The following is a 19,735-nucleotide window of genomic DNA, read 5'->3' as shown; positions in this document are numbered from 1 at the left end:
CCCATACTGTGCGTTAAACCGGTGACGTCTGGCAAATGCGGCATGATCATTGCGCAGCCTCCATGCTCTTACTGCCGGCCCGCCGCCAGGGCTTCGTCCATGAAAACGTTCCACTGCAACCACTGCTCGCACCTCGTATTCTTCGAGAACGTCCGCTGCGAACGCTGTGAGGCGCTGCTCGGCTATGTGCCCGAACTGCGTGAGATCAGCGCTTTCGAAGAGTCAGGCGACGCCCGCTGGCGCAGCCTCCATCCTCAAGCCGGCGGCGCGCTCTATAAGCAATGCCACAACTACGCGGTCGAAAACGTCTGCAACTGGATGATTCCTGCCGACTCGCCGGATACGCTGTGCCGCGCCTGCCAGTTGACCCGCACCATTCCGAACCTCGGCGCGCCCGATAACCGGCTGTACTGGTATCGCCTGGAAGTGGCGAAACGGCGCTTGCTCTACACGCTGGGCGAGTTCGGGCTCGACGTAAAATCGCGCCTGGAAGACCCCGAACAAGGTCTCGCATTCGAATTTCTCGAGGACGGCGGCGACGGCTCGCGCGTGATGACCGGCCACGACAACGGGCTCATTACGCTGAATATCGCCGAAGCCGACGACGCGCATCGCGAGAAAGTCCGCACCGCGATGGGCGAGCCGTACCGCACGTTGCTCGGCCACTTCCGCCACGAAACCGGCCACTACTATTTCAGCCGGCTCGTGGAAAACAACCCGTGCTGGCTCGAACCGTTCCGCGCGCTTTTCGGCGACGAGCGCGCCGACTATGGCGAAGCGCTTGACGCCTACTATCGCGACGGCGCGCCGGCCGACTGGCAGGCGTCGTACATCAGCGCGTACGCGACGATGCACCCGTGGGAAGATTGGGCCGAAACGTGGGCGCACTACATGTTGATTGTCGACGTGCTCGATACCTCGACGTCCTACGGCGTCGCGCTGCTGCCCGACGACCCGGTCGCGCCCACGCTGACCGACCGCACGCCCGTTGAAGATGCGAGTTTCGATAATCTGATGAAGCGCTGGTTTCCGCTTACGTATGCATTGAACAGTCTGAATCGCAGCCTCGGCATGCCGGACGGCTATCCGTTCACGTTGGCCCCGCCGGTGATCGACAAGCTGCGCTTCGTGCATCGCGTGATTGCGGAGGCGGGAGATCAATCGTCGGCGCCGGGACCGCAGCACGAGAAGCGCGCCGCGAACCCGGCCTGAGCGTCAATACGCGACGTAAGGACCGCTGCCGCCCGGCGTCGGCTGCTGTTCGATGGCGGCATAGACGTTGCGCCCGTAGAAGAACGGCAAGCCCCAATCGAAAATGGACGGCGTCACGAAAGCCGGACCTGCCAACAGCGGCAACGCGGAATCGCCCGCATACGTCTGCGCGACGGCGTTCGCATTCGCCACGCTGAAATTGACCGCACTGGTCGAGCCGTTCACGCCTTGGATCATGGCGCTCAGTTGCTCGGTCGACGCCGGGCAGTAATAGGCGTTGTTCGGGCTCGCGCACACCGGTAGTGCGCTGCTGCGAAAGAACAGCCCGGTCGAGCCGCTGTCCAGAATACTGCGCGAATAGGTCGTGCCGTCGTGCACGGTCGTGAACGTGCCGCTCGACGGACTCACGCCGATCACCTGCGCGCTGCCGAGCGTGTTGTTGCTCTGCGTGCCGATACCGAACACGAGCTGCCCCGTCACCGACTGCGCGCCGCCAGCCACCGCGGGGAGGCTCAGCAGCGAACCGTTGTTGTCGGCGGCGAAGTAGGGAATCGGATTGGCGACCTGCAGCGCTTCGGCCAACGCGATCGACGTGCAGGCCGTGCCGCTGCAACCGTAGTACGTGCCGGGCAAGGCCTGCGCCACGCAGTTCGCGCCGCAGTCATGCTTGAACACGCCGATGCCGAGAATGCCGTTGGCCTGCAACATCGCCGGCGTATTGCGCGCCACGCCGACGCTCGCGCAATCCGACGGCACTGAAGCGTAGTTCGGATCGATCACCTGGATGGGCAACGACGCGGCCTTCTCGCCGGCAATCTGGAGGTCGGCCAGCTTTACTGCGCCCCACGTAAAGCCGTTGAAGAACTGCATGCATTCGGCGACGAGGTTGCCGGATGCATCCTTCTGCTGGGGAAGCGCCATCGACGCGGGCAGTTGCGACGCGAACACGCGCACGCCCCACGAGCCGGTATCGACGAGCACATGGTCGATGGTCTGGCATTGGGCGGTGCCCGGCGCGCAAACGGTCAGGCTGACGAACGGCATGTTCGGCACATTGCTGACGCCCGCGTCCACTGTCACGCGCACGGCATTGGCGGCGAGCGCTTGCGGCGTGGGCGTCGTGTTGGTCACGGTCGGGCCGGCGGTTGAAGGGGTCGACGCGTTCGAGGCCGCCGAACCGCCTGATCCGCCCGAACCGCCGCCCCCGCCGCAGCCGCCGAGGGCCAACGCGAAGAGCGCGGCGCACAAGGCAGAAGCAAGGGCAGAAAAAAGCGCAGAAGTCAGTGTAAAGGTGTGACGCATGGCCGCTTCCTTATTGAATAGCCGCGGGATCGACGCCCGCGGGCAGCGCTTGCGGCAGATACGCGTAACCGGAGAAGGCGCGTAGATGTCCGCCCGAGTACACGACCAGATCGCCGCCCGACACGGCGAGCGGGTTGCCGCGGCGCACCGCGCTCGCGGCGACGTAGGCATCGAATGACGCGCCCAGCACGGTCTTCAGATCGGGCAAGGTCGGACCTTCCCACGCGACGCCGAACACGATTCCGTTGGCGGCCACATACTCGCGCACGAGCGTTCCGGACGGCAGCGTGATCAGATGCACCGAATACGCGTTTTGCGTCGATGCGCTTCGCGCCACGGCATGCATGCGCGCGCCGTCGCTCGCCACGCTTATGAGGTTCTGGCCTAGCGCCGCATGGGCGGCGCGCGGCAGCGCGCAGGCTGCGCCGAGCATTGCGCAGGCAATGCCGATAAAAAGCATCGGTTTCAAGAGAATTCCTTCGAGGTGAAACGCTCGCGACAAGCCATGGCCGTCACGAACGCGACGCTAAACGGGCAGGTCCGCGGGTGGCGCAGATGCGTTCACGACGGTCCGGCTGCGCGGGTTGGGTTCTGCTGCGTGAATGCGTCTACGGAGTGACGGCGCGAAACTTGAGAGGCGGCGTGCTCGCCGCCCACTCGTTTGCGCGCTGATTTGAACGCATCGGGGAAAATGCGCCGTTTGGCGGCGTTTGACATTCGCGAGAGACCGCGCTGTAGGCGGCGCCCGCCGGCGAACAGGCTGCTGCGGCCGCGTTTAAAGCAAACGGCTGCGTGAAAACAACGGGCGCGTGAAGAGAAAAATTCATGTGGCGCGCATCGTGACCCGCAATGTAAGCGCGCGCTGAACTGGAAGGCCGCTTGAAACGGCGCGGCCCATGAAAAAGCCGCGAACCGTTCGACGAATCTCGCCGACCATTCGCGGCCCGGACTCGCGCACGGCATGCGCCGCACGCGGGCGGTTCATGGCCGAACGCGCTTACTTCTTCTGTTGCTGTTGCTGCTGCAGGAGCGAGCGCAATTCCTGCACGTTTTCCTCGACGCGTTTTGCGATCACCGCATACGACTCCGCTTGCGTCTGATACGCCGCCTGCGCGAGCTGCTGCATATCCGCGAGCGACTTGTGCAGGCTTTGCTGGATCAACTCGGCGGTTTTCGCTGAAGGCGCAGCCCCGCTCGCCGACAGTTGCCCCGTGAGCGACTGCAATTCGGCGAGCGTGGTGCGCAACATCTCGGCCTGCTTCTGCGCGAGCGACTGCATGCCCTGAAATGCCGTCTGATTCGCCTGAACCAGTGCTTCGACGTCCTTGCGCCGCGCTTCCATGATGGCGGGCACGTCGAAGCCGGGCAGCTTGAACTGCTCCAGCATTTTGGTGAAATCGCCAAACGGATTGGCGGTATCAGGTCGGTCCATGCGAATTCCTCCTTTACGGTTGAACGATCGCCCATGTCTGCGCTGCATGATGCGCGCGACGCGAACCGGGGCGCTTCCGCTGTGCCGCGCGATGGTGGGGTCGGACGGCACATTGCGTCCATCATGCGCCATCCGACGCTATTGCGCCAGCGCATGAGGCATTCCCGAGCCGGGCGCGATGCGCGGCAGCAGGTCCTGCGCACCTTGCGAAGCAAGGCTTCGTAAGCGCGCGGAAACATGTCCGTAAACCGCCGAGACGCAGTCTCGTCTATCGTTTCCGTAAGCCGGCGCACCTTTGCGCCGGCGCCTGTCGATGGGAGCGACCTCATGAAAAAACAGATAGTCGGCGCGGCGCTGGCCGCCTTGTTGACCGTAGCCGCCACGGCCACACACGCTGCGTTCGCGGAAGACGTCCTACCGCCGCCCACTCATGCGCACGGCGACGCGCCGCACGCCGACGGCCCGCGCGGAGCGCATGACGCCATGCCGCCGTTCGGCGCGATGGGTCCGATGGGGCCGGCGGGTCCGACGGGTCCGATCGGCCCCGGCTTCGCCGTCGTCAACGACCTCGAACAATTGCGCCGCCTGTATGCACTGAGCGGACGTCCCGGCGACATCGTCGCGGTCTATCACGAGGTCCTCAACAAGACGCAGGACCCGATGCTGCGCCACTACGTCTACGACTCGCTCGCTCGTGAACAGTTGAGGCCCGCCAACCCCGATCAGGCGATCGCCACGTTGCGCGCGAGCCTGTCCGAAGATCTCGCGGCAGTCAACAAAGCGCCGCGTACAACGTTCGATAACGCACAGCAAACGAGGCCTCAGTAACAAGCATTCGCACTGCAAACACAGCGGCGAACCGGCATTGGCCCGCGTTCGCCGCACAGCGTTGGCTCTACCACATTGCCGTTCACTGACTGCTTTTTCGTCTTCCTCCTGTTGATTACGATAAAGACTGTTTAAACGTCAGTGCGGGTGAAGCATGCGCTATCCAGTCGATGTGGCCGTCGCCGGCGCTCTGCTCGTGTTCGTGATCTGCTGCATCATCACGCTGGCTTTGCACTGATCGCACCCGCATCGCGCGCCGCTCCTACGCGCAGTCCCGCTTCCTCATCCCGCATTCCTGTCGTCCTCAAACGCCCGTTCGGCGCGTGACATCGCTCGAAATAATTGTTCGATGGAGTCGGCGAGGGTCCTCGCCCATACTTCGTTTCGCTGCCGGTGCGTACGAAACAGCACGCATGAGATCACGAACGCTTCACGCGCGACCGTGTCGCCGATGATCACGATCCCCCGGTTGCCGATCATCGGAAAGACAGGTTCCACGACTACGGCACCGCGTGCCGACGACAGGACGCATCATGCTCAGCTCGATCCACTTCATCCAACGCCATTCCGCCCGTTTCGCCTGCATCGCGATGGTCAGCGCAAGCGCCTTGCTGACCGGCTGCGCCGGCGGCAGCATCACCAACACCAGCGCGGCAGTCGCGCAGCCGGCCGTGCGCCCGGACAACATCTACGTGTACACGTTCGACGCCCGTGCCGACGAGGTCAAGCTCGACGGCGGCATCCTGCAGAAGATGAAGACGCAGTTCGACGGCTCGTCCTCGGCGCAGAAACAGGCCGACGACGCCGCCCAGGTCCGCGAGCAGGTGGCGAATGAGATCGTCCACCAGTTGCAGTCGATGGGTCTGCGCGCGATCCGCTCGGACATTCCCGCGCCGGCGGACCAGAACGTGCTGATGGTGCAAGGCAGCTTCGATACGATCGACGCCGGCAACCGGCGCCGACGCGTGCTGATCGGCTTCGGCGCAGGCAAAAGCGAGGTCACGAGTTCGGTGCAGATTTTCTATAAGCCCGCCGGCGGCGCGCCGCGCCTCGTGCAGAGCTTCAACGCGAGCGCCGACAGCGGCAAGACGCCGGGCGTCGTGGAAACGGCGGGCGTGGGCGCGGCAGCGGGCCATATCGCGACGTCGGCCGCAGTGGGCGGCGGGTTGCACGCGGTGACGGAAACGAAGCGCGCCGGTGTGTCCGCCGACGCAACGCGCCTCGCCGACGCCGTGGCGAAGCAGATCGCCCAGATCGGCGTGAGCGGCGGCTGGCTGTCGAGCGAGCACATCAAAGGTTGATGAGCGGCGCGCGGCTGCCGCGCAAGGCAGCCCGCACGACTCGATGGTCCAACGCTTCAGTTCCTGTCGCGCCAGAGATTGCGCATCAACGCAAGCAGGACATTCGGCGCGGTGCCCTTCTGGCAATAACCGTCGAAATTATGGCGACCGCGGCCGGTTTCCCGCACATGCTGCTCATCGAGCGAGGTGAACGCGACAATGCCGAGGCTCGGCGTGGGCAGATACGTGCGCAGCGCGCTTGCCGTTTCGTAGCCGTCGCGGCCCGGCATCATGATGTCGAGCACCACCACGTCGGGCACCCAATCTTTCACGCAATTCAACGCCTCGTTATAACCGTTCGCCGCGCGCGCTTCCACACCTTCATAGGACAGATAGGTCGCGAGCGCTTCTGCCGCGCCTTCGTTGTCGTCGACCACGAGGACACGCGGCACCTCGTGCAATACCCGCACCTGGCGGGCGCTCCACCTTTGACAGGGACTCGTTGTTCGGTGCATGTATGACGATTGGCAAGAGAAAAGCTCTCGCAGCACAGCAAGTCATGTACCAGCATGCACGCTTTGCGCGGATCAATCCGCGAACGCCTTACGCGCCGCCGTGGACTCGCGAATCACGAGCTCGCCCGGCAACACGAGGGAACGCGTGGACATGGCAGGATCCGCGAGACGCTGGGTAAGCAATTGCATCGCGATCTTGCCGATTTCATACACCGGCTGCGCCACCACGGTGATGCCCGGCGTGACGAGGTCCGTCCACGAATCGTTGTCGAATCCGGCGAGCGCGATGTCGGTGCCGGGCGTCACCCCACGCGCGCGCATTTCGCGGTACGCGCCGAGCAGCAGCAAACCGTTACTCGCGACAATCGCATCGGGCCGCTCCGCCGCCTCGCGCGCGAGCCATGCGCCGACATGCTCGAGCGCGCTGGCCGGATTCGGTTCGACGAATTCCGCCAGCACCGGCAAGCCATGCCGGCCAAGTGCCTGCGCAAAACCGTCGTGGCGCTCGCGGCCCGTGGTACTCGCGTTGCCGAAGAGCCCGGCAATGCGCCGGCAGCCGCGCTCGACCAGATGCTCGACGAGCCGCGCCGCCGCGTCGCGGTTATCCAGCACGACGGCGTCCGCGCTGCCCGCCGGCGCCGCGCGGTCGATCATCACCACGGGAAAATCGTAAGCGTCGGCCTTGAAGCGCTGCGCCGCGTCGTGAGTGGGCGAATAGATGCAGCCCGTGACGCGCTCTTCTTCCATCAGGCGCAGATACATCGCCTCTTTCTGGGGGTTTTCGTCGGTATTGCAGAGAATCACACGCAGGCCCTGCTGGTAGGCGGCGTCTTCCACGGCGCGGCTTACTTCGGTGAAGAACGGATTGCGCACGTCCGAGACGATCAGGCCGATGGTCGCCGTATCGCCGGAACGCAGGCGGCGCGCAGCAGCGTTCGGGCGGTAACCGAGCTGCTCGATCGCGCCGAGCACGCGCTGACGCACCGCTTCGCGGACCGGCCCATTGTTGGACAGCACGCGCGAGACGGTCGTGACCGACACGCCGGCGGCTTCTGCAACATCCTTGATTCGTAGATTCATGAAAGTGGTATCGATTCCTTGAATCGCTCGGTATTTTCCCTGGATTGTCAGCCGATCCGGCCGCTCGCCCGCCACCGCCTGAGACAGGCGGCTCGGCTGTTTGAAGCCATTCTACCTGTCTTTGCCCATTTTCCACTGGATCGCAGAAGCCCGGTTAAAGCTTGACGGAAAAAGTGGTATCGATTCCAATAACATCCACTTCAACGATTCGATTTCAGGAGACGCGATGCCGTCGCTGCTTACCGCGGAGCTGGTTCGATTGAACGCACGGGCCAGTTCGAAACACGACGCGATCGTTCAGGCCGGCGAACTGCTGGCCGCTGCCGGTTATATCGAGCCCGGCTATGTCGAGAGTCTTCACGGACGCGAGACCGTCTCGAACACTTATCTGGGCAGCGGCGTGGCCATTCCGCACGGCATGCAGGAAGACCGTCACCTGATCCGGCGCACCGGCGTCGCGGTGCTGCAGTTGCCCGAAGGCGTCGAATGGCAGGACGGCGAGCGCGCCAACCTCGTGGTGGCCATTGCCGCTCAGTCCGACGAACACATTGCGCTGCTGCAACGCCTCACGCGTCTGATCGGCGACGCGGACAAACTGCGCACGCTCGTCGAGGCGCGCGACCCGAGCCTGATCGTCGACGCGCTGAACGGCGCCGGCGCAGGCCTGGCAACGGCGTCAAGCGTGGTCGAGAGCACGCCCGCGGACTTCGCGCAGCGGGTGGAACTGGTGCTCGACTATCCGCACGGGCTGCACGCGCGCCCGGCAAGCGCGTGGGTCGCCACCGCGAAGCGCTATCAGGCCGCCTTGCGCGTGCGCAACGGCAAACTGGCCGCCGACCCGAAGAATCTCGTGAGCCTGCTGCAACTGGGCGCGACCGCCAACGCGCAGCTCGTGCTGTCGGCGCAGGGCGTCGATGCCGCCGACGCGCTCACCGCGCTCAAGCGCACCATTGAAGCGCTGTCGGCCGAGGAGCACGAGCGCGCCGCCGCGGCCCGCGCGCGTCGCCAGAAAGCGCAGCCGGTGTCGTGGGAGCCCGCCGATCCCGCCACGATGTTCGAAGGCGTCAGCGCGGGGCCGGGGTTTTCGATCGGCCCGATTCGCGTGATGCGCACGGCGCAACTCGACATCGCGGATGAGCCCGGCGACACGCTGGAAGCCACGCATCGGCTGGAAACCGCCTTGCGTCTGACCGCCGACGAGCTCGACGCGCTCGCGCGCGACACGACCGCGCGCCTCGGCGCGGAGGAAGGCGCGATCTTCGCGGCGCACCGCGAACTGCTCAACGACACAGAGTTGCTGGCCGAAGCCGCGCGTCTGCTCGTCGACGGACACGGCGTCGCGTGGTCCTGGCATCAGGCGGCCGAGCGGCAGGCGGCGCGCCTCGCCGCGTTGCCCGATCCGCTCCTCGCCTCGCGCGCGACCGATCTGCGCGACGTCGCGCGGCGCGTGCTGAAGCATCTCGGCGAAGAGGTCGCGGCAAACGCGCGCTTCGACACGCCCGCGATCCTGATCGCCGAAGATCTGACGCCGTCGGACACGGCGATGCTCGACCCCGCCGTCACGCTCGGCTTCTGCACGGTGTCGGGCGGCCCGACCTCGCATACCGCGATTCTCGCGCGCACGCTCGGCGTGCCGGCCGCGGTCGCGTGCGGCGCCGCGCTGATGGATGTGGCCGACGGCAGCGCCGCGGTGCTCGACGGCACGAGCGGCCGTCTGTATGTGGGCGTGTCCGCGCAAGACCTCGAGCGCGCACGGCAAACGCAGGCCCAGCTCGCCGATGCCGCGCAACGCGCCGCCGCCAACCGCGCGCTGCCCGCCGCGACGCTCGACGGCCACGTGCTCGAAATCGGCGCGAACATCACGCGTCCGGATCAGGTGCGCGACGCGATTTCGAACGGCGCGGACGGCGTAGGCCTCATGCGTACGGAGTTTCTGTTCCTCGAGCGCCACGACGCGCCAAGCGAGGACGAACAGTACGACTGCTACCGGCGCATGGTCGAAGCAAGCGGTGGCCGTCATCTGATCATTCGCACGCTCGACATTGGCGGCGACAAGCAGGTGCCCTATCTGAACCTGCCGCACGAGGCGAATCCGTTCCTCGGCGTGCGCGGGCTGCGCCTGTGCCTGCGCCGCCCCGATCTGTTCGTGCCGCAGTTGCGCGCGCTCTACCGCGCGGCCAAGGAAGGTCCGCTGTGGATCATGTTCCCGATGGTTTCCACGCTCGACGAAGCGCGTCAGGCGCTCGCGCTCGCCGAAACCGTGCGCGCGGAACTGGACGCGCCCAAAGTGCCGCTCGGCATCATGGTCGAAACGCCGTCGGCGGCGGCATTCGCCGATCACTTTGCCGCGCTCGTCGACTTCTTCTCGATCGGCACGAACGACCTCACGCAGTACGTGCTTGCCGTCGACCGCGAACACCCGGAACTCGCGCGCATGGCCGAGAGCCTGCATCCGGCCGTGCTGCGCATGATCCGGCAGACCGTCGAGGGCGCGCGCCGTCACCGCAAATGGGTCGGCGTGTGCGGCGGCCTCGCGGGCGATCCGCTCGGCGCGTCGATTCTCGCGGGCCTCGGCGTCGACGAACTGTCGATGAGCGCGCGCGACATTCCCGCCGTGAAATCGCGGCTGCGCGCATCGCGCCTCGACGCGTTGCAGGCGCTCGCGCGCCGCGCGCTGGAGTGCGAGGACGTCGACGCGGTTCGCGCGCTGGAAACCACCGAAATCAAGGCGGCCGCATGAACACGGTCGTCACCGTTACGCCGAACCCGGCGCTCGACCAGACCGTGCGCGTCGCGAATCTCGCACTCGGCGAGGTCAACCTCGCGGCATCGCTCGAATTCAACGCGGGCGGCAAGGGCGTGAACGTGGCGGGCTGTCTCGCCGACTACGGCATCGCGACCCTCGTCACGGGCCTGCTCGGTTCCGACGACGCCGCCGCATTCGATGCGCTGTTCGCCGACAAGCAGATCGTCGACCGCTTCGTGCGGATTGCCGGGCGCCCGCGCATCAACGTGAAGCTCGTCGATACCGCGCGCGACCAAACCACTGACATCAATCTCGCAACCTCGCTGCCCACCGCAGCCGATGTCGACGCACTGGAGCGGCGCGTGGTCGAACTCGCCGCGCCGGGACGCTGGTTTGTGCTCGCGGGCAGTTTGCCGCCGGGCGTCGACGTGTCGTTTTACCGGCGGCTCACGCGCGCGTTGCATGCGGCGGGCGCGCGCGTCGCGCTCGACACAAGCGGCGCGCCGCTCGCCGAAGCCCTCGCCGCCAGCCAACCCGGCGAGTTGCCCGATCTCGTGAAGCCGAATCGCGCGGAACTGGAAGCCGCGCTGGGCCGCTCGCTCGCCGACGATGACGCGTTGATCGAGGCTGCGTGCGAGTTGGTCGAACGCGGCATCCGCCATGTGGTGGTTTCGCTTGGCGAGCGCGGCGCGCTCGGCGTCGCGCGCCCGCCATTGCAGGTGCAACCGCAGGACGGCGCCGCGGCCTGCGAAGGCTGGCGCGCCGCGCCGTTGCGCGTGCCGGTGGCGAGCACCGTCGGCGCCGGCGATGCGCTCGTCGCGGGCCTCGTCGCCAGTCTCGCCGAAGGGCGTTCGTGGCCCGAGGCCGGCCGACGCGCGACGGCCTTCGCCGCCGGCAAGCTCGCGCGTGTCGGCCCGCATCTGCCGGATCGCGCGACGCTCGACGCCCTCGCCGCGCAAGTCGAACTGCGTACCTTCAGCGTCGCCGCGAAGCCGCTGCGCGTGACCCAACATCAAGCCGTGTAAGCCAGAGAGAGCAATGGACAAGCTGATTGGACTGGTATCGTCCCCGCAACAGAGCGCGTCGCCGATGGTCGCGGCGCAGGCCTTGAACCGCGCGGCGCAAAAACGCGGCGCTTCGCTCGCCGTCGAAACCCGCAGCGCGCTCGGTGTGCACGATGCGCTGAACGCCGCGCAGATCGACGCGGCGCAAGCCGTGCTGATCGCGGCGGACGCCGACGCGCGCGTCGACGAAACGCCGTTTGCGGGCAAGACCATTCACCGCGTTTCGCTCGACGACGCCATTCGCGAAGCCGATGCCGTGCTCGCACGCGTCACGGCGGGTGCAGGCGCGGGTGTGGCCCAGAGCCCGCAGCCGCCGACGAGCGGGCAAGCCACGCAAGCCGCCGCCCGCGCGCTGAAGATCGTCGCGATCACTTCGTGTCCGACCGGCATCGCGCACACCTTCATGGCCGCCGAAGGACTGGCGCAAGGCGCGAAGTCGCTCGGTCACGAGATCCACGTGGAGACGCAAGGTTCCGTCGGCGCGCAGAACACGTTGAGCGACGAGCAGATCGCCGCGGCGGACCTCGTCGTCATCGCCGCCGACACGCAGGTCGACAAGAGCCGCTTTCGCGGCAAGCGCATCTACGAAACGGGCACAAAAGGCGCGATCGGCAAGGGCGCGGCACTGATCCAGCGAGCGATTGAAGAAGCGACGGCTGACGGCAACGCGCGCGCTTCGCAAGGGAATGCGGGCGGCGCCGGCGCGGCGGGCGCGGCCGGGTCCGCGCTCGCGGACCAGGTTGCGGCGGCGAAAAAGCAGCGCTCGGCAAAAGCCTCCGGTCCCTACCGCCATCTGATGACCGGTGTGTCGTTCATGTTGCCGTTCGTCGTGGCGGGCGGCCTTCTGATCGCCATTTCGTTTGCGCTGGGCGGCATCTACGCATTCGACGACGCGCACAAAGGCACGCTGGCATGGGCGCTGTTCCAGATCGGCGCAAAGTCCGCGTTCGCGTTGATGGTGCCGGTGCTGTCGGGCTACATCGCGTATTCGATTGCGGACCGTCCGGGCATCACGCCCGGCATGGTGGGCGGCATGCTCGCCGCGAGCCTCGGCGCGGGCTTTCTCGGCGGCATCATTTCCGGCTTTCTCGCGGGCTACACGGCGCTGCTGATCAGCCGCAAACTGAAGCTGCACCGCAACCTGGAAGGCCTCAAGCCGGTGCTCATCATCCCGCTCGTCTCCACGCTCGTGGTCGGCCTGCTGATGATCTACGTGGTCGGCACGCCGGTCGCCACGGCGCTGCACGGTCTGGAAGACTGGCTTCGCTCGATGCAAACCGGCAGCGCCGTCACGCTCGGCCTGCTGCTCGGCGCGATGATGGCTTTCGACATGGGCGGCCCGGTCAACAAGGCCGCGTATGCGTTCAGCACGGGGCTGATCGCGAGCCAGGTCTATACGCCGATGGCGGCCGCCATGGCCGCGGGCATGACGCCGCCGCTCGGCATCGCGCTCGCCACGTGGATTTTCCGCAACCGCTTCGTCACCGACGAGCGCGAAGCCGGCAACGCCGCCGCCGTGCTGGGCATGGCGTTCATCACCGAGGGCGCGATTCCGTTTGCGGCGCGCGATCCGATGCGGATCATTCCGGCTTGCGTGATCGGCTCGGCGATCACGGGCGCGATGTCGATGGCGTCGGCGGTCGAACTGAAAGTGCCGCACGGCGGAATCTTCGTGCTGCCGATTCCGAATGCCGTCACGCATCTCGGCCTGTATGTGCTCGCGATCGCGGTGGGAACCGTCGTCACGGCGCTCGCGGTCGGCCTGCTCAAGCGGCCGGTTCAGGCCGCCGCGTAAGCAGCGGCTGACTGCTGCGGCGCCGGCCATGACGCAACGTCTTTGTGAAAGTTACCGCGGCTTCGATCTGCTGATCGAAGCCGTCGACACCGTTTGCACCGACGGCCGGCACGTCCGCGTGCATCGCACCATCACGCGGCGGCTCGGCGAGCGCACGCTGAGCGTCGCTACGCATTGCGAAACGGCTCCGTGTTCCGCGGAGCTTTCGCAGCAGGCACTGGCCGACGCGCTTCGCGATGCACGCGAGGCCGTCGACCGCCTGCTGGGCGGCTGGCATCCGGCTTATTCGCAACCGCCCGCTTTTGAGAAGGCGTCTGCGCACTAACGCCGCTTTCCTCTAACCGAACGTGAATGCATACGCGCTCACGCCCGTGTCCAGAAACTCGATGTCGAACGTGCGGTCCTGAACCGCGCCGCTTTGCCGCACGAGTTGATAAAGCCGCTCTTTATCGACCACGCCCACGCCGTTTGCATCCGTGTCCGCGCCATGTGACGCGCCCGGCGGCTTGCCGTCGATCGTCACTCTGAAGCGCACCGGCTTGCCGTCCGCCATCGGCCCCAACACCAGATGCAGATCGCGCGCGTGAAAGCGGTACGCGATCCTCGCGCCGCTCGCGCCCGAGCGAGCGCGCTCCCCCGCGACGGTCCACTCGCCGGCGAGACTCCAGCTTCCTGTGACGAGCCGCGCGGGACTGCTGTAGTCGCGAAGCATGTCGGGCGCGAGCGTTTCCGGCGAAGCGAAACCTTCTGCCTGGCGATAACCGACGTAAGTCTCACCTGACTCCAGATTCTTCGGATCGGCGGCCGCTTCGATGCCCGACGCCCTCGCCGCGCCCGCGGGTGGGGGCAGCGTCGCATGCCCGGCATCGGCCAGCAGTTGACGGATCACCTGTTCCGACTTGTCGTATCCGCCTTCGCCGAACTGGTGATAGCGAATGTCGCCGTGCGCATCGACGATATAAAACGCCGGCCAGTATTGATTGTCAAACGCCCGCCACACGGCGAGGTTGTTATCCACGGCAATCGGATAGTCGATGTGCAGGTCGGCCGCCGCGCGCTTCACGTTGGCCAAGTTGTGCTCGAACGCGAACTCGGGTGCGTGTACGCCGATCACGACGAGCCCCTGCTCGCGATACCGGTTCGACCACGCCTTCAAATACGGCAGCGTGCGCAGGCAGTTGATGCACGAATACGTCCAGAAATTGACGATCACGACCTTGCCGCGCAGATCGGCCGGTGTGCGAGGCGGCGAATTGAGCCACTCGACCGCGCCCGACAACGTCGGCAGTGCGCCTTCCACGGGCAAGGGAAGCGGCGCGGCGATTGGGAGGGGCTTCGCTTCGCCTACCGGCGCGGTTTTCGCGCTCACTTTAAGCACCGCGCGCTGCGCCTCAGCCCGCTGCCTATCCTTTTCCTGCGGCTCCCCGCGCCGCGACCACCGCTGCACGAGCCTATCTTCAATGCCGGTCGTATTCAGCGACGGCAGCAGCGCCAGCGCGCGCGTATCGACGCTGAGGGCGATCGCCGCCGCCGACAGCATCACCGCCGCGCCGAGCACCTGACGCACGCGCTCGCTCACGCCATACGAGCGCCGGAGCATCGCAACGAGCCGCCCGCCGAGCGCAAGCACGATCGCGAGCGACGCCGCCGCGCCCGCCGCAAACGCGAGCAACGGCAACACGCCCGCGCCGCCCGGCCGATGCAGGATCACACCCGTCATCACGAGACCGAGAATCGGGCCCGCGCACGGCGCCCACAGCAAACCCGTGGCAACGCCGAGCGCGACCGACGACATCACGCGCGGCTCGCCGCCGTCGCGGCGCACCGCGCCATCCAGACGATTGCCGGCGCTCACGAGCGGATGCGTGAGCCGCTCGGCTATCGACGGAAACAGCAGCGCCGCGCCGAACAGCCCGAAGAACGCGAGCGCGATCCAGCGTCCATACTCATTGACGTGCGCGACCCACGCGCCGCCGGCGACGGCGAGACTCGCGACGGCGGCGAACGTCAGCGCCATGCCGGCAAGAAGCGGCAAACCATGGCGGACGAACGACTGGTCGACGCGCGCGAACACGAGCGGCACGACCGGAAGAATGCACGGACTCAAAATGGTGAGCATGCCGCCGGCGAAGGCGAGAAGGTTGAGCAGCATAACGGTGTCCTTTCGTTCAATGACGTGGCGGGCGGCGCAGGCCGGACCACTCGGGTTGCGAATGACGCATCAGGCATTGAACGACCGGCACGTATCGGGCTTGTGTCGGCGAAGGTGGGGTTGTGCAAGCGCATGTATCGGCGGCGGCGTGGATACAGTGCGATACAGAACGCGGTGCGGCGATGCGTGCTCTGGCGCGTGCTCACGCGCATGGGCGCGGGGTTTTGTATCGCAACGTATCGGACGGCGGCGTGGACATACAACATTGCAGAAGCGGGCCGCAAACGACACATGGCAGATACGTCGGCGGCGTCCAATGAGCTCGTACCTGCCGATCAACCCTCGCGCTGCGGCGCCTCCCATGCAAAGGACAACTCCATCATGCCCGCCCGACTCAAAACTCTCGCCACTTTGGGCTCGTTCATCGCGCTCGCGCTGGTCGCGAGCCTCGCGGCGACGCGCGGCAGCGCGATCAGCGCAGCCGAGCACCATCCGCCCGCCGCGCCGCAGATCACCGGCATCGACAGCTGGATCAACAGCCCGCCGCTCACATTGCCGCAACTGCGCGGCAAAGTCGTGCTGGTCGACTTCTGGACCTACTCGTGCGTGAACTGCGTGAACACGCTGCCGTACGTGAAGAACTGGTACAAGCAGTACGGCGCTCAGGGGCTGCAGGTGATCGGCGTTCATACACCCGAGTACCCGTTCGAACGCGACGCCGGGCATGTGAGCGCGGCGGTCAGGAAGTTCGACATTCGCTATCCGGTCGCGCTCGACAATCAGTACGCGACATGGAATGCGTTCGACAACCAGTACTGGCCCGCGCTCTATCTCTTCGACAAGACAGGACACGTCGTGTACAGCCATTTCGGCGAAGGCGATTATGCGCAGACGGAAGCGAAGATCCGCGAGCTGCTCGCGCAACCCGGCTGATGCAGCGCCGCATCTGACAGGTTGACGCCGCCAGGCGCGCCTGCCAGCATGCGGCAATCGAAATCAATCAAGGTTGTGAAGCGGCCCATGCGAGCACCCAATCACCTGAACGCACTGCGCGCTTTCGAGGCGGTCGGCCGCCATTTGAGTTATGTCGCCGCTGCGGAAGAACTGCATGTGACGCCCGCCGCGATCGGCCAGATGATTCGCGGGCTGGAGGAAACGCTGAACATGGAGCTGTTTCATCGTTCGAGTTCGGGCGCGTCGCGGCTCGTCTTGACCGACGCGGCGCGCGCGGCCATGCCGGAATTGCAGGCGGGCTTCGAGTTGCTGGCACAAGCGGTCGAGCGGCTGAAAGCCAGCAAGGCGCGCATCACGGTGACCGTGACCGTGCCGCCGGCACTCGCCGACAAATGGTTTTTGCATCGCGTGGAGCGGTTTCAGCGCAAGTATCCGAGCTACGATCTGCGCATCGATCTGTCGCTGAAGCTCGTCGACTTCACGGCGGAGCGCGTGGATGCGGGCATTCGTTACGGCACCGGCCAGTGGCCCGAACTCGCCGCGACCTTTTTGATGCGCGACGAGTTCTTCCCCGTGTGCAGTCCCGCGCTGCTCGAAGGCGAGCATCCGCTCCGAACCCCGGCGGATCTGAACCACTATCCGTTGATTCACGACATCTCGATGCGCACGGCGCCCGCCTTCCCCACGTGGCGCTCATGGGTGCAGAAGACCGGCAACGCGGGCGTGGTCGATTGCGACCGCGGCCTGCAGATCAACGACTCCGCCGCCGCTATTCACACTGCGATCTCGGGCAACGGCGTGGCGCTCGGCAGAACCTGCCTTGTCGAGCGCGACATCGCCGAAGGCCGGCTGGTGCGGCCGTTTCCCGAGGCACAGCCGTGCGACCTGGCTTATTACGTTGTCCATAGAAAGGACAACGGCGGCGAGCCCGCCGTCGCCGCGTTCAAGGCGTGGCTTCTCGAAGAGGCCAACGCGCGGTAAGCCGACCGCTTGCCGCGCATATCAAAACTGCGGGCTGTCTAGGCGGTGCTCGCGCCGCCGCCCTTACTGAGCGCCGCCTGCTTGCGGTATGCCTCGACCGGCAGGCCGCCCCAGCCCCAGTTCTCCATGTCCACTTCCTCGATCACGACGAAGGTGGCCGCGAGCGGCTTGTTCAGCACGTCGAGCAGCACGTGGCTGACCCCGCTGATCAGGCGCGCTTTTTCTTCGGCCGTGACCGCTGTTGCGCCGGGCTTGGTTCCCTCGCGCGTGACCTGAATGGTGACGATAGGCATCTCGTTCTCCGTGACAAAGACGGGCGCCGCGAATCGGCGCCCAGTTCTTCCTGATCGTTCAATGACCGGCGCTCTGGCCGCCGTCGACGTGCAGAATCTCGCCCGTCACGAACGGCGCCGAATCCAGATACAGCACCGCCTGCACGATGTCGTCCATTTCGCCCATGTGGCCCATGGGATGCAGGCTGCCCAGCGCCGCATGCGTGTCGACCGGATGCATCGGCGATTTGATGACGCCCGGCGATACCGCGTTCGCGCGAATGCCGGCTTTCGCGTATTCGATCGCGATTGACTTCGTCGCCGCATTCAGGCCGCCCTTGGTCAACGAAGCGAGCACCGAAGGCACGCCGCTGATCGCGTGATCCGTGAGCGTCGTCGTGACGGTGACGATATGCCCGCTTTGGCGCTTCTCCATTTCGGCAATGGCGAGCTGCGTGATGTTGAAGAACCCGTCCAGATTCACGCCTTTCACCAGCGCGTAGTCTTCCGACGTATAGCTCGTGAACGGCTTCGCCAGAAACACGCCGGCGTTGTTGACGAGCGTATCGATGCGCCCGAACCGCGCGATACCTTCCGCGATCACGCGGCGCGCGGTGTCCGGATCGGCGATGTCGCCCGCGACCGTGACGACATTCGGATCGTCGACCGGTTTGATGCTGCGGGCTGTCGCCACCACGCGATACCCGCGCTCGCGAAACGCCTTGACCAATTCTGCGCCGATGCCTTGCGAGGCACCCGTCACCACTGCGACTTTTTCCGACGTGTTCATGTTGTGCTCCAGAGTTTTGTTCAGATTCAGGAATGAGAGCGGACTGCCCGGCCGGTTGCCGCGTCGTGCGGCGGGTCTTGCAGTGCGCCTTCGGTGACTGAACTATCGGCGCTGCGCGGTGATTGGACAAACGAGAAGATTTGCGTCGGCGGAAAAGAAAAACTACGGCGGGTCCCGGGTTGCCGATACATGCCGGCCGCTCTCGCGACGCCGGCACACATTGCCGAACTGCCGCGCGCACGCGCTGCGGGCCCGCGCCGGCGGCGGCGCGCGTGCCGCCAGGCACGCTCCATGCGCGGTGCAATCCAGCGTTACGGCCTTGCCGGCGGTTCAGCTGTCGACTCGCCGGATCTTGCCGCGGCGCGTCATCACATTCAATGACGAGGCGTTTATGAACAAGGTTTCCTCACCCGCGGCGGCGCGCAGGAAGCATGGGCGGCTGCGCAACGCTCTGAGGGTCGTCGTCAATGCGGGCAAGCGCTTCATGTCCGACCGCTGCCCGATGATGGCCGCGAGCGTCGGCTTCTATTCGGCTTTTTCGCTTGCGCCGACGCTCCTCATGGTGCTTGCCGTCGCCGGCTGGTTTTTCGGCGAAGACGCGGCGCGCGGGCGGCTCTTCGAGCAGGTGCGCGGCATTCTCGGCAAGGACGCGGCAGAGGCCATGCAGACCATCGTCGAACATGCGCATCGCGCGAGCGGCGGGGGAATTGCCGCCGTGGTGTCGCTCGTGCTGCTGATCGTCGGCGCGTCGGCGACCTTTACGTCGCTCAACACGGCGCTCGACGTCGTACTCGAAGCCGAGAAAAACGTCAAAAGCAAAAGCAGCCTCACATGGCTCGTGCGCACGCGCCTCGTGTCGGTCGGCATGGTGCTCGGCCTCGGCTTTCTGCTTGTCGTGTCGCTCGTGCTCGATACCGCGATCACCTACGCCGGCCACGCGCTATTCGGCGACTCGCCGCTCGTTATCGTCACCGCGGTCCTGCAGACGGTGCTCGGCCTGATCGTACTCGGCGCCGCCTTCACGGCGCTCCTCCGATGGATGTCCGACGCGCGCGTGAGTCTCGCGCATGCCGCCGTGGGCGGGATGACGGCGGCGATACTGTTTTCCGTGGGCCGGCATCTGTTCGGGCTTTACCTCACGCACGCCGGCACCGCCAGTTCGTTCGGCGCAGCCGGCTCGCTCGCCGTGCTGATGATGTGGCTGTACTTTTCGGCGGCGGTGTTTCTGTTCGGCGCCGAAACGACGGCCGAACTCGCAGGACGCAACGAGGTGAAGGATAAGGAGAAGGACCGGCCGTTATCGGTAGGCGCGGCACGCTCGCGGGGCTGAGC

General features: G+C 66.1%; 19 protein-coding genes. 10 read left to right on the top strand and 9 right to left on the bottom strand.

The annotated features are described in order from the left end of the window. The first annotated feature begins 99 nt into the window (after window positions 1-99). The gene (locus HV711_RS00980; protein ID WP_035476443.1) at window positions 100-1,212 is read left to right on the top strand and encodes a zinc-binding metallopeptidase family protein; all 1,113 of its coding nucleotides are present in this window, start codon (window positions 100-102) and stop codon (window positions 1,210-1,212) included. Between the two features lie 3 nt (window positions 1,213-1,215). Here the strand turns inward: HV711_RS00980 and HV711_RS00975 are convergent, their stop codons facing one another. The 3 genes from HV711_RS00975 to HV711_RS00965 all read right to left on the bottom strand — a co-directional run bounded on the left by HV711_RS00975 (window position 1,216) and on the right by HV711_RS00965 (window position 3,946). Continuing rightward, the gene (locus tag HV711_RS00975) at window positions 1,216-2,514 is read right to left on the bottom strand and encodes a DUF3443 domain-containing protein (protein ID WP_035476445.1); all 1,299 of its coding nucleotides are present in this window, start codon (window positions 2,512-2,514) and stop codon (window positions 1,216-1,218) included. Window positions 2,515-2,524: 10 nt separating this feature from the next. After that, complete coding sequence (locus tag HV711_RS00970; protein ID WP_175126306.1) at window positions 2,525-2,974, bottom strand: DUF2844 domain-containing protein; 450 nt, start codon at window positions 2,972-2,974, stop codon at window positions 2,525-2,527. A 537-nt stretch (window positions 2,975-3,511) separates the two neighbouring features. Further along, window positions 3,512-3,946 carry a phasin family protein gene (locus tag HV711_RS00965; RefSeq protein ID WP_014972248.1) on the bottom strand — a complete coding sequence of 145 codons (435 nt, stop codon included), beginning with the start codon at window positions 3,944-3,946 and terminating at the stop codon, window positions 3,512-3,514. A 327-nt stretch (window positions 3,947-4,273) separates the two neighbouring features. On the opposite strand from HV711_RS00965, the gene HV711_RS00960 reads away from it, so the two are divergent. After that, on the top strand, window positions 4,274-4,774 hold the full coding sequence (locus tag HV711_RS00960) for a hypothetical protein (protein ID WP_035476450.1): 501 nt from the start codon (window positions 4,274-4,276) through the stop codon (window positions 4,772-4,774). A gap of 282 nt (window positions 4,775-5,056) precedes the next feature. Here the strand turns inward: HV711_RS00960 and HV711_RS00955 are convergent, their stop codons facing one another. After that, window positions 5,057-5,272, bottom strand: coding sequence for a hypothetical protein (locus tag HV711_RS00955; protein WP_014972250.1), 216 nt, complete (start codon window positions 5,270-5,272; stop codon window positions 5,057-5,059). Window positions 5,273-5,307: 35 nt separating this feature from the next. Between HV711_RS00955 and HV711_RS00950 the strand changes: the two genes are divergently transcribed. Continuing rightward, window positions 5,308-6,075: a DUF4410 domain-containing protein gene (locus HV711_RS00950; protein WP_028360652.1), complete on the top strand. Its 768-nt coding sequence runs from the start codon at window positions 5,308-5,310 to the stop codon at window positions 6,073-6,075. A 56-nt stretch (window positions 6,076-6,131) separates the two neighbouring features. On the opposite strand, the gene HV711_RS00945 is transcribed toward HV711_RS00950, so the two are convergent. Then, entirely contained in the window at window positions 6,132-6,524 is a 393-nt protein-coding gene (locus tag HV711_RS00945; protein ID WP_014972252.1) for a response regulator, read from the bottom strand. 117 nt (window positions 6,525-6,641) lie between these two features. After that, window positions 6,642-7,649, bottom strand: coding sequence for a LacI family DNA-binding transcriptional regulator (locus tag HV711_RS00940; protein ID WP_028360650.1), 1,008 nt, complete (start codon window positions 7,647-7,649; stop codon window positions 6,642-6,644). Between the two features lie 226 nt (window positions 7,650-7,875). Here HV711_RS00940 and ptsP point away from each other — a divergent pair, with 226 nt between their 5' ends. The 4 genes from ptsP to HV711_RS00920 are packed head-to-tail and all read left to right on the top strand — an operon-like array spanning window position 7,876 to window position 13,579. Beyond that, the gene (gene ptsP, locus HV711_RS00935; RefSeq protein ID WP_035476454.1) at window positions 7,876-10,389 is read left to right on the top strand and encodes a phosphoenolpyruvate--protein phosphotransferase; all 2,514 of its coding nucleotides are present in this window, start codon (window positions 7,876-7,878) and stop codon (window positions 10,387-10,389) included. Next, a complete protein-coding gene (locus tag HV711_RS00930) occupies window positions 10,386-11,420 on the top strand; it encodes a 1-phosphofructokinase family hexose kinase (protein WP_035476455.1) in 1,035 nt (344 codons plus the stop codon). Before ptsP ends, HV711_RS00930 begins: the two co-directional genes overlap by 4 nt. Window positions 11,421-11,433: 13 nt before the next feature. Then, window positions 11,434-13,254, top strand: coding sequence for a PTS fructose-like transporter subunit IIB (locus tag HV711_RS00925; RefSeq protein WP_035476456.1), 1,821 nt, complete (start codon window positions 11,434-11,436; stop codon window positions 13,252-13,254). A 28-nt stretch (window positions 13,255-13,282) separates the two neighbouring features. Then, window positions 13,283-13,579 carry a hypothetical protein gene (locus HV711_RS00920; protein WP_014972257.1) on the top strand — a complete coding sequence of 99 codons (297 nt, stop codon included), beginning with the start codon at window positions 13,283-13,285 and terminating at the stop codon, window positions 13,577-13,579. A 12-nt stretch (window positions 13,580-13,591) separates the two neighbouring features. On the opposite strand, the gene HV711_RS00915 is transcribed toward HV711_RS00920, so the two are convergent. Beyond that, window positions 13,592-15,406: a cytochrome c biogenesis protein DipZ gene (locus tag HV711_RS00915; RefSeq protein WP_035476458.1), complete on the bottom strand. Its 1,815-nt coding sequence runs from the start codon at window positions 15,404-15,406 to the stop codon at window positions 13,592-13,594. Between the two features lie 381 nt (window positions 15,407-15,787). On the opposite strand from HV711_RS00915, the gene HV711_RS00910 reads away from it, so the two are divergent. Together HV711_RS00910 and HV711_RS00905 are read left to right on the top strand one after the other, a co-directional pair. After that, window positions 15,788-16,339, top strand: coding sequence for a thioredoxin family protein (locus HV711_RS00910; RefSeq protein WP_035476620.1), 552 nt, complete (start codon window positions 15,788-15,790; stop codon window positions 16,337-16,339). An 87-nt stretch (window positions 16,340-16,426) separates the two neighbouring features. Beyond that, on the top strand, window positions 16,427-17,341 hold the full coding sequence (locus HV711_RS00905) for a LysR substrate-binding domain-containing protein (protein ID WP_035476461.1): 915 nt from the start codon (window positions 16,427-16,429) through the stop codon (window positions 17,339-17,341). A 38-nt stretch (window positions 17,342-17,379) separates the two neighbouring features. On the opposite strand, the gene HV711_RS00900 is transcribed toward HV711_RS00905, so the two are convergent. Next, on the bottom strand, window positions 17,380-17,634 hold the full coding sequence (locus HV711_RS00900; protein ID WP_013590764.1) for a tautomerase family protein: 255 nt from the start codon (window positions 17,632-17,634) through the stop codon (window positions 17,380-17,382). Window positions 17,635-17,692: 58 nt separating this feature from the next. Beyond that, window positions 17,693-18,403, bottom strand: coding sequence for an SDR family NAD(P)-dependent oxidoreductase (locus tag HV711_RS00895; RefSeq protein ID WP_013590765.1), 711 nt, complete (start codon window positions 18,401-18,403; stop codon window positions 17,693-17,695). A 391-nt stretch (window positions 18,404-18,794) separates the two neighbouring features. Here HV711_RS00895 and HV711_RS00890 point away from each other — a divergent pair, with 391 nt between their 5' ends. Then, entirely contained in the window at window positions 18,795-19,733 is a 939-nt protein-coding gene (locus tag HV711_RS00890) for a YihY/virulence factor BrkB family protein (RefSeq protein ID WP_028360642.1), read from the top strand. Window positions 19,734-19,735 lie beyond the last annotated feature (2 nt).

The organism is Paraburkholderia phenoliruptrix (assembly GCF_902859825.1).
Taxonomy (GTDB): domain Bacteria; phylum Pseudomonadota; class Gammaproteobacteria; order Burkholderiales; family Burkholderiaceae; genus Paraburkholderia; species Paraburkholderia phenoliruptrix.
Note: the sequence above shows the minus strand (reverse complement) of the source record. Positions and strands in the feature narration are given on the sequence as shown.

What these genes read in the sequence shown, in the direction of transcription:
- HV711_RS00980 (WP_035476443.1), top strand. Translation starts at nt 100, where the DNA reads ATGAAAACGTTCCACTGCAACCACTGCTCGCACCTCGTATTCTTCGAG.
- HV711_RS00975 (WP_035476445.1), bottom strand. Translation starts at nt 2,514, where the DNA reads ATGCGTCACACCTTTACACTGACTTCTGCGCTTTTTTCTGCCCTTGCT.
- HV711_RS00970 (WP_175126306.1), bottom strand. Translation starts at nt 2,974, where the DNA reads ATGCTTTTTATCGGCATTGCCTGCGCAATGCTCGGCGCAGCCTGCGCG.
- HV711_RS00965 (WP_014972248.1), bottom strand. Translation starts at nt 3,946, where the DNA reads ATGGACCGACCTGATACCGCCAATCCGTTTGGCGATTTCACCAAAATG.
- HV711_RS00960 (WP_035476450.1), top strand. Translation starts at nt 4,274, where the DNA reads ATGAAAAAACAGATAGTCGGCGCGGCGCTGGCCGCCTTGTTGACCGTA.
- HV711_RS00950 (WP_028360652.1), top strand. Translation starts at nt 5,308, where the DNA reads ATGCTCAGCTCGATCCACTTCATCCAACGCCATTCCGCCCGTTTCGCC.
- HV711_RS00940 (WP_028360650.1), bottom strand. Translation starts at nt 7,649, where the DNA reads ATGAATCTACGAATCAAGGATGTTGCAGAAGCCGCCGGCGTGTCGGTC.
- ptsP (WP_035476454.1), top strand. Translation starts at nt 7,876, where the DNA reads ATGCCGTCGCTGCTTACCGCGGAGCTGGTTCGATTGAACGCACGGGCC.
- HV711_RS00930 (WP_035476455.1), top strand. Translation starts at nt 10,386, where the DNA reads ATGAACACGGTCGTCACCGTTACGCCGAACCCGGCGCTCGACCAGACC.
- HV711_RS00925 (WP_035476456.1), top strand. Translation starts at nt 11,434, where the DNA reads ATGGACAAGCTGATTGGACTGGTATCGTCCCCGCAACAGAGCGCGTCG.
- HV711_RS00920 (WP_014972257.1), top strand. Translation starts at nt 13,283, where the DNA reads ATGACGCAACGTCTTTGTGAAAGTTACCGCGGCTTCGATCTGCTGATC.
- HV711_RS00915 (WP_035476458.1), bottom strand. Translation starts at nt 15,406, where the DNA reads ATGCTGCTCAACCTTCTCGCCTTCGCCGGCGGCATGCTCACCATTTTG.
- HV711_RS00910 (WP_035476620.1), top strand. Translation starts at nt 15,788, where the DNA reads ATGCCCGCCCGACTCAAAACTCTCGCCACTTTGGGCTCGTTCATCGCG.
- HV711_RS00905 (WP_035476461.1), top strand. Translation starts at nt 16,427, where the DNA reads ATGCGAGCACCCAATCACCTGAACGCACTGCGCGCTTTCGAGGCGGTC.
- HV711_RS00900 (WP_013590764.1), bottom strand. Translation starts at nt 17,634, where the DNA reads ATGCCTATCGTCACCATTCAGGTCACGCGCGAGGGAACCAAGCCCGGC.
- HV711_RS00895 (WP_013590765.1), bottom strand. Translation starts at nt 18,403, where the DNA reads ATGAACACGTCGGAAAAAGTCGCAGTGGTGACGGGTGCCTCGCAAGGC.
- HV711_RS00890 (WP_028360642.1), top strand. Translation starts at nt 18,795, where the DNA reads ATGAACAAGGTTTCCTCACCCGCGGCGGCGCGCAGGAAGCATGGGCGG.